The sequence below is a fragment of the Peribacillus sp. P4_B1 genome, from assembly GCF_056402395.1.
In genome coordinates this window covers 1-8,381 of sequence record NZ_JBFUHM010000092.1, presented here as the reverse complement: position 1 = coordinate 8,381, position 8,381 = coordinate 1, and the positions used below count along the sequence as shown (strand labels likewise).

Annotated in this window: 6 protein-coding genes and 2 rRNA genes; 7 read left to right on the top strand and 1 reads right to left on the bottom strand. The window is 38.3% G+C overall.

The features are described from left to right. Window positions 1-124: 124 nt before the first annotated feature. From rrf to AC1DVK_RS25745, 6 genes are all read left to right on the top strand, one after another. Window positions 125-240 (top strand): 5S ribosomal RNA (gene rrf, locus AC1DVK_RS25770). 859 nt (window positions 241-1,099) lie between these two features. Further along, entirely contained in the window at window positions 1,100-2,302 is a 1,203-nt protein-coding gene (locus AC1DVK_RS25765) for an MFS transporter (protein ID WP_089365088.1), read from the top strand. Window positions 2,303-2,368: 66 nt separating this feature from the next. Beyond that, complete coding sequence (gene aroD / locus AC1DVK_RS25760) at window positions 2,369-3,130, top strand: type I 3-dehydroquinate dehydratase (protein WP_089365089.1); 762 nt, start codon at window positions 2,369-2,371, stop codon at window positions 3,128-3,130. 60 nt (window positions 3,131-3,190) lie between these two features. Beyond that, on the top strand, window positions 3,191-4,075 hold the full coding sequence (locus AC1DVK_RS25755) for a shikimate dehydrogenase (protein ID WP_034306141.1): 885 nt from the start codon (window positions 3,191-3,193) through the stop codon (window positions 4,073-4,075). Between the two features lie 271 nt (window positions 4,076-4,346). Then, window positions 4,347-5,552 (top strand): MFS transporter, encoded by a 1,206-nt coding sequence (locus AC1DVK_RS25750; protein ID WP_477627709.1) that lies wholly within the window; start codon window positions 4,347-4,349, stop codon window positions 5,550-5,552. Window positions 5,553-5,775: 223 nt separating this feature from the next. After that, window positions 5,776-6,789 (top strand): LacI family DNA-binding transcriptional regulator, encoded by a 1,014-nt coding sequence (locus AC1DVK_RS25745; protein ID WP_089365091.1) that lies wholly within the window; start codon window positions 5,776-5,778, stop codon window positions 6,787-6,789. Window positions 6,790-6,904: 115 nt separating this feature from the next. On the opposite strand, the gene AC1DVK_RS25740 is transcribed toward AC1DVK_RS25745, so the two are convergent. Continuing rightward, complete coding sequence (locus AC1DVK_RS25740; RefSeq protein ID WP_057277282.1) at window positions 6,905-7,462, bottom strand: shikimate kinase; 558 nt, start codon at window positions 7,460-7,462, stop codon at window positions 6,905-6,907. A gap of 780 nt (window positions 7,463-8,242) precedes the next feature. On the opposite strand from AC1DVK_RS25740, the gene AC1DVK_RS25735 reads away from it, so the two are divergent. Next, window positions 8,243-8,381, top strand: a 16S ribosomal RNA gene (locus AC1DVK_RS25735); the annotation flags it as partial.

The following is an 8,381-nucleotide window of genomic DNA, read 5'->3' as shown; positions in this document are numbered from 1 at the left end:
AGGTGGAAGCGTGGCGACATGTGGAGCTGACTGATACTAATAGATCGAGGACTTAACCAACGCTTTTAAAAAAATGAAATACCTTCTTATTATCTAGTTTTGAAGGAACAACGTTCCTGATATGTTTGGTGGCGATAGCGAAGAGGTCACACCCGTTCCCATTCCGAACACGGCAGTTAAGCTCTTCAGCGCCGATGGTAGTTGGGGGTTTCCCCCTGTGAGAGTAGGACGCCGCCAAGCCATTTAAAAGATCAGCCATCCGGCTGGTCTTTTTTTGCGTTAAGAACAAATTATGGAGCCCTGTTATATATAGAAGCTGTTACATCACCATTGAAAGGGGCTGAAATCGAAAATTGTTCATCCTTTTAAATTTAATCCGTTTCGACTATCGTAACTTAGGATATAAGCGAGGTATTAGTACTACCTGCTTAGACAATGGGTATTAAAATCGATTGCAAATAACTGGATAATTGATATAAATAAGCAGCAATACAAATATTTTAGCTAAAAAGAAATTAATTCAGAAACTGGTAACTAAAAATGTGGGGAATATCAAAATAGAAGGAAGCCCTCATAAAGGATAAAATAATTGGTGCCTCTGCAAATAAAAGGTATTCTTCCAACTTGTATGAACACTAACAAATACAAGGCAGGGCTGAACTTTTAAGGTAAATGAGATCCAAAATGAGACCTTCGGAATTTAAAAATAATGAGTATGGGGAATTGCTCTATGGTCATTAAGGACTGCTTCATGAGTTTGACACAATTAAATTAGCGCAGTATAATAATCCAGTAGAACGATATACTAAATAAATTTAACTAATTTACGGTAGCATAAATGTTTTTCAATACTTTTCTAATCGCTTGAATTTAGTAGAACGATATACTAACAACAAGCACGTTTAGTAGAACGATATACTAGTAATGCTGAGTTGGTAGAACGATGTACTAACTTAGCCGGTTAATCTATGATGTTTATTGTTTTATTTAGTACGTAATTATTTTTCTTGAATTTATGGTATGGGGCAAGGGGGCAACATCTGAAAGGCTTAAGAATCAAATTGCATTTCCGATAACTTTTTAAATAGGGGTGTGTTTCATGAAAAATCCATTTATAAAAATGGCCACAGGTTTATATATTAGCTATTTTATTTTAGGCATGATCAATATTATCATTGGATCAAATATGGAAAATTTGTCAAATCAATTAAATACAAGTGCATCAGGGATAAGTTACTTGGTCTCTGCCATAGGAATCGGTAAGTTAGTTTCTTTGTTTTTCGCCGGTAGACTGTCGGATAAATTAGGAAGGAAACCATTTGTTGTTTCAGCATCTTTTATCTACCTGATCTTCCTTATAGGCGTACCTTTGGCTCCTAACTATACATTGGCATTTATATTTGCTGTATGTGCTGGTATTGCCAATTCATTTTTGGATGCAGGTACGTATCCAGCACTTATTGAGGCTTTTCAAAAGAAAGCTGGTTCCGCTACCGTATTAGTAAAAGCGTTCGTTTCAATCGGTGCCGCACTTCTTCCATTTATCATGGCGTTCTTTATAGCTAGAGATATGTTTTACGGGTATACATTCTTCTTAATGGCTGCTGTATATCTTGTTAATGGATTTTTCCTGCTTAAGGTTTCATTCCCGGATCATAAAGCCCAAAGCCAAACTCGGAATGATGAACAAGCTGTGCCGGTTCAACAGCAATTCCTCTCAAAACCGAAGTTTGCTCAGGAAGGTTTGGCCGTCATACTATTAGGCTTCACATCAACTGCTTTATTCATGTTGGTTCAAGTCTGGCTTCCGAACTTCGGACAAGATGTATTGGGGCTAACCCAAGCTAAGGCTGTTCAATTGCTTAGTTACTATAGTATTGGCTCCCTTGTTTCTGTCATTTTACTAGCTGTTCTATTGAATAAAGTAATTAAGCCCGTTACCGTCATGATTATCTATCCGGTCATTGCAGCATTATCTTTATTGTCACTCATCTACATCCAGCAACCATTTATAACCGTTTTGAGCGCTTTCTTCATAGGGCTTTCAACTGCAGGGGTATTCCAATTAGCCATGACAATAATCACGGAATTCTTCCCTGCCAATAAAGGTACGATCACTTCATATGTAAACATTGCAGGTAGCTCAGCCTTTATCATCATACCTTTCATTACTGGTATCATTTCCAAGAGTGCTGGGTTAACAGCGGTCTTCTTGTTTGATGTGGCAATTGCGGCAGTTAGTATTTTGTTGGCCGTTTTCGTTGCCTATCGATACAAAAAGGTAATTAAAGTTTCCAATTAAACGGTCTAACTGAACATCAGTGGGGCATGAACCCCACTGATGATAATGATAAAAGGGGGAAACATCATGCAAACAATCACGATCAAAGACGTAACGATCGGAGAAGGGGTTCCAAAAATCATCGTTCCACTAATGGGGACAACGGAAGAAGAACTGCTTAAAGAAGTTGAAATGGTAAATGCGCTACGGCCGGATATCATTGAATGGCGAGTAGATGTCTTTGAACAAGTCGAAAGCTTAGAAGCCGTTTCGGATATGATTTCAAAACTTAGAAGTGCTGTTCCTAGTACTTTGCTGCTTTTCACTTTTAGAAGCCATAAAGAAGGCGGAAACAAGGAAATCAGCGATGATTATTATTTCCAACTTCTTCATACAGCAATTAAAACGAAGAATATTGATCTTGTCGATGTGGAATTGTTTTTTGAGGAATCATCAGTGAAGGAGACTGTGAAGGTAGCTGAGGAAAATGGCGTATACGTAGTGATGTGTAACCATGATTTCGATAAGACACCAGCAAAAGAAGAAATCATTTACCGATTGCGTAAGATGCAGGAATTTGGCGCCCATATTCCCAAAATCGCTGTAATGCCCCAAACAGTTGGTGATTTACTCGTATTACTAGATGCAACTTACACGATGAAAACTAAGTATGCCGATCGCCCATTCATTACAATGTCAATGTCGGGTACAGGCCTGGTCAGTCGATTATCAGGTGCGGTGTTTGGATCTGCTTGTACATTTGGTGCCGGAAAAGAAGCATCTGCACCAGGACAAATCCCTGTTACCCAATTAAGAAATGTATTGAAAATCATTGATCAAAATATTTAACTCATAATTCCATCCAAGAAGGAATTTATATAAAGTTTAAAAAATCAGGGGGAATAGAACATGGAAAATCTAGGACGAATTAATGGGAAAACAGAATTAGTAGGATTGCTTGCAACACCTATTGGACATTCATTATCACCTGCCATGCATAATTTAGCTTTCGATAAATTAGGCTTGAATTGCGCGTATTTAGCATTTGAGGTTGGAAATGAAGAGCTGGAAGATGCAGTCAAAGGGATGCGTGCATTAAATGTAAAAGGCTTTAACGTATCCATGCCTAATAAAATGAAGATCCTTCCATATCTTGATGAATTGGCGGACAGTGCTAAATTTTCAGGAGCCGTTAATACAGTTGTCAATGTCGATGGAAAGTTCGTAGGGCACAGCACTGATGGAATGGGATATACCCGGAACCTAAAAGAACATGGTATTGATATTAAAGGCAAGAAAATGACTCTTATCGGTTCTGGTGGGGCTGCTACTCCAATTGCCATTCAATCTGCGCTTGAAGGTGTGGCGGAAATCAGCATTTTTGCTCGTGATGATGCTTTCTTCCCGCAAGCAGAAGAGAATGTACGAATCATCAATGAGGATATGAAGCATTTAAATGTGAAAGCCAATGTATACCCTCTTGAAAATGTTGAACAATTAAAGGCTGAAATCGCAACTAGTGATATTTTGGCAAATGGAACCGGCGTTGGCATGAAACCACTTGAAGGCTTAAGTGTCATTCAAGACGAATCAATGCTGCGTCCTGATTTAATCGTAACCGATGTTGTTTACATCCCACGAAAATCTAAACTAATGGAACAAGCTGAAGCTGTAGGTGCTACAGCTATTAATGGTCTTGGGATGATGCTTTGGCAAGGTGCATTAGCCTTTGAATTATGGACAGGTCAACAAATGCCTGTTGATTTCATCAAAGAGCAATTGTTTGCAGAATAAAATGATTCCACTCTGGAGATTGTTCTCCAAATAGAGGTTTTTTTTCATACTCGATGTGCATCATTTATTAAATGATTAAAAAAATTGGGTGCACCAAACCTCGGAGCTAAGAAAATCAGGGAGTGAAATCCCTTGATTTTCTTAGCGTTTTTTTTTTAAAGTGGTTTTCATGTAAATGGATAACATAAAGAGGAGACTTCAATGTAATTACATTGTGCATGAAGGTGTTATATGGGAGAAACACAACGTGATTTATTATAGGGGTGTAATAATGAAAAATCAGTATTTTAAAGCGGCATCTGGCATGTATATTAACTATTTTCTGCTGGGGATGGTTAATATAATTCTCGCCTCAAACATGCCCTCTTTAACAGAACAATGGGATACGGACTCTACTGGTATTAGTTATCTTATTGCAGCAATAGGAATAGGCAGATTACTCACGTATGGTCTCACGGGAGTATTATCAGATAAATTTGGAAGAAAACCATTAATCATGGTCTCTTCGGTTATAATGGGCGTTTTTTTAATCGGGATTCCATTTTCTCCCACATATGAAATGGCCTTTGTATTTGCCTTACTTGCGGGAATTTCCAACTCAGCCATGGATGCTGGTACATATCCGGCGCTAACTGAAATGTTTCCTGAATCTGCTGGTTCCGCGAGTGTTATGGTTAAGGCTTTTGGTTCGCTTGGTGCTACAATCCTGCCATTCATCATCTTGTTTCTTACTACGAACCAATTATTTTACGGGTTTGCATTTTTAGTACCAGCTGTCATCTATTTCATGAATATGTTTTTGGTGTTGTCCGCTTCATTTCCAAGCAAATCCGAAGCTGTCAGTAAAGAAGGGGATTTGCATAGTAACAGGTTCATAACGGAACCTAAATTTTGGAGCGAAGGAGTCGCACTAATCATAATTGGGTTTACATCAACTGCGTTATTTACAGTTTCGCAAATCTGGTTACCGAGTTTCGGCCAGGAAGTCGCAGGGATGCAATCTTCAAGTGCAATTAAATTATTGAGCTATTATAGTGTGGGGTCACTTATTTCCGTCCTGCTATTATCCATCTTATTAAACAAATGGATTAAGCCCGTGACGGTGATATTGCTTTATCCAATGATTACTTTACTTACGGTAATCATCATATTAACGATTCATTCACCTATTGTCTTAAGTATTAGCTCCTTTTTCCTTGGAGCCTCGACAGCTGGGATCTTTCAATTAACCATTGCAATAATGACTGAACTTTTCTGGAGAAAAAAAGGAACTGTAACAGGGATCGTTGCGACGGCATCCAGTTTGGCGAGCGTCATTTTACCAATTGCAACGGGCTTGATCGCTAAGAGTGGGGATATATCGCATATATTTCTTTTTGATTGCTTTATTGCTACTATAGGAATCCTGGCTGCAGCTTTTGTATATTACCGGTATAAGAAATTGACACAGCACCAGACCATATTTAACCATGGCTAAAAATATTGAAGGATTTACTTAAAACTCCATCTTCCGGAACTAGGATGGCGTTTTTTGGGACTAATGAATATTGGATATAAATGTTTTGGTGTGATTAATGATCGTTGAGATTCCCATGTTCCAAAAGCAAGGGTGTAATAATGACAGTAACTATATTATTATTATAGTAAGAACATGATAATAATAAGTACATCAAAAATACATTCAAGATGGTGATTGAAATATGAAACAATCCAAAAAAGGGCGGGTTACGCTGCAACAGGTAGCAAAACATGCTGGGGTATCTACATCCACTGCTTCCCTTATCGTTCGCAATAACCCTCGAATATCGGAAGCGACGCGAAAAAAGGTGCTAAAATCCATGCATGAATTGGGTTATGTTTACGATAGAATTGCAGCAAACCTAAGGTCGCAGAGTTCTGATACTGTAGGAATCATTATTACCGACATATCAAATACCTTTTTTTCTGAATTCCTGATAGGCGTTCACGATGCATTGGATGAGGTCGGGTATACAGTGTTGCTGGGGACTACATTTGACTCGGTTGCCAAGCAAGATCATCTCCTTTCAACCATGATGGAACACAGGGTGGGTGGCCTGATTCTTTGTCCTGTCTCTGAGAGCTCACAAGATACAATTGAACGGTTAAATGAAATTGACACGCCGATGGTGCTTGCTGTCAGGGAACTGCCTGGGGTGAATAGCGACTATGTAGGCATAGACTATCCAGAAGGAGCCAGGATCGCTGTTGATCACCTCCTTGGAAAGGGGCATAAAAGAATTGCGCTCCTTGGTGGCATTAAGGAATCTTCTACTTGGATCGAGAGAATGGAGGGATACCGTGAAGCTCTTTCAAGAGCGGGATTGGAAGTGGATGAATCGTTGGTGATAGATAGTGTCCCTACACGGGAGGGAGGGCTTGAGGCTGTTTTGAAAGTACTTGAGAATCCTAATCCGCCTACCGCAATTTTTTGCTTTAGCGACTTAATTGCCTTTGGTGTTATGCAAGGGTTAATGATGAAAGGAATTACTCCTGGAAAAGATATAGATATCGTTGGGTTCGATAACGTTCCAGTCGCAGAAATCTATCATCCTCCGTTAACGACCATTTCCTCATTCCCTAGACGTATTGGGAAAGAGGCAGCGAATCTCTTGTATCAGCAAATGGAGAAAATAGATCGGGAACAACAGCGAATCATATTGAATCCAGAACTGATTATTAGAGAGTCTTCCTAAAAAAGAAAAATAAAAAGGTGATTAGTCCACAGGAGGTTAGGTACCGCTGTGCCCTTTTCATCTTTTCTATTATTCTTTTATTGGAAACATTGATTACATATCAAAAAGGTTTGCCTTACTTAAGCGGTTCATAAATATCCCAGGCCACTTTCAATGAATCGACTATAAAGTCTGCCACTTCATCAACATCTAAATCATTGGTATTCACTTTTGAATGATGATAGGAGTATATTTCCTGTCTCGTGTAAAAAAGTTCTTCGATTTCTTCAAGGGACCGGCTTTGTAAAACAGGTCTACTATCAATAAGCAAGCCTATTCTCTCTTTCCAGTATTCCCAAGATAAGTCCAGGTAAAAGACAATGCAATTGGTTAAACAGATATTCCGTATATCCTCTTGTAAAAATGCCCCGCCTCCAACTGAAATGATTTTCAATTGTTGTTGACTAAGGCTTTCAATCACACTTTTTTCTTTTTCGCGAAAAGCTTTTTCCCCAAACTTCTTGAAGATTTCCGTAGTGGGCATATTGAATTCCTTTTCAATTTCTTGATCTATATCAATAAAGTCCCTATATAATTTCCTGGCTACCTTCTGTCCGATCGTCGTCTTTCCTACCCCCATAAAGCCAATAAAAACGATACTTTGCATCCTTAAAGATGTGTTTTTATTAATCATTTATAAATCCCTCTCCCAACTATTTTTTATAATGATTAAAAGTCTCTCCTGAAAATTTTAAAATATAATTATTATAGTATAAGTAAGTAAAATTGTAAAAAAGTTTTTTAATATTTGGACAATGGAACCCTGTGTTTTAGCGGTTTAATATTTAATAACTCTACCCGGAAGGAGCAATCAGGTTTCAGTATTCGATTGATGCAACTAATTATTCGTTTCCTCATCTATTTAAGTTTTTATTGCCATAACCTATCACTTGCATGGTTTATGGATTTTGCCAAAGGCATTACTTAGTTGAAGGGGAAGCGGTAGTTCAAATGGTTGGGATAAATGATTTTCCTGGATTATATGTTTTAAGAGGAAGACAAGGTGTGACAGGCACATTTATTCCTTCATATAAGTGATTAATTCATTTGAAAAGAAAATGTATGAAATGTGTTGACTTTATGGTACGAAAGGATTAATATAAATAAGCACCAACTAAGAAAAACAAAAAACTTCATCCGCTTTTGGCAGATTGCTAAAAGAAATAATAACTATTGACTTCTTACAATGAAAATGATAAGATGAAATGGTCGCTGAAAACGCAGCGATTTAAAATAAGTTAAAAACTTCGCAGAAGTTGACAACTAATCAATAAAGTGTTATGATGGATAAACAAGCCGTTCGAAAGAACGATTGTGAAAATTGCTCTTTGAAAACTGAACAAAACAAAGCGCCAACGTTAAATTTTAAGTGAGCACACACTATCAAAAAAGCAAAATGAGCAAGTCAAACATTTCTTCGGAGAGTTTGATCCTGGCTCAGGACGAACGCTGGCGGCGTGCCTAATACATGCAAGTCGAGCGAATCGATGGGAGCTTGCTCACTGAGATTAGCGGCTGACGGGTGAGTTACACGTGGGAAACCTGCCTATTAG

What these genes read in the sequence shown, in the direction of transcription:
- AC1DVK_RS25765 (WP_089365088.1), top strand. Translation starts at nt 1,100, where the DNA reads ATGAAAAATCCATTTATAAAAATGGCCACAGGTTTATATATTAGCTAT.
- aroD (WP_089365089.1), top strand. Translation starts at nt 2,369, where the DNA reads ATGCAAACAATCACGATCAAAGACGTAACGATCGGAGAAGGGGTTCCA.
- AC1DVK_RS25755 (WP_034306141.1), top strand. Translation starts at nt 3,191, where the DNA reads ATGGAAAATCTAGGACGAATTAATGGGAAAACAGAATTAGTAGGATTG.
- AC1DVK_RS25750 (WP_477627709.1), top strand. Translation starts at nt 4,347, where the DNA reads ATGAAAAATCAGTATTTTAAAGCGGCATCTGGCATGTATATTAACTAT.
- AC1DVK_RS25745 (WP_089365091.1), top strand. Translation starts at nt 5,776, where the DNA reads ATGAAACAATCCAAAAAAGGGCGGGTTACGCTGCAACAGGTAGCAAAA.
- AC1DVK_RS25740 (WP_057277282.1), bottom strand. Translation starts at nt 7,462, where the DNA reads ATGATTAATAAAAACACATCTTTAAGGATGCAAAGTATCGTTTTTATT.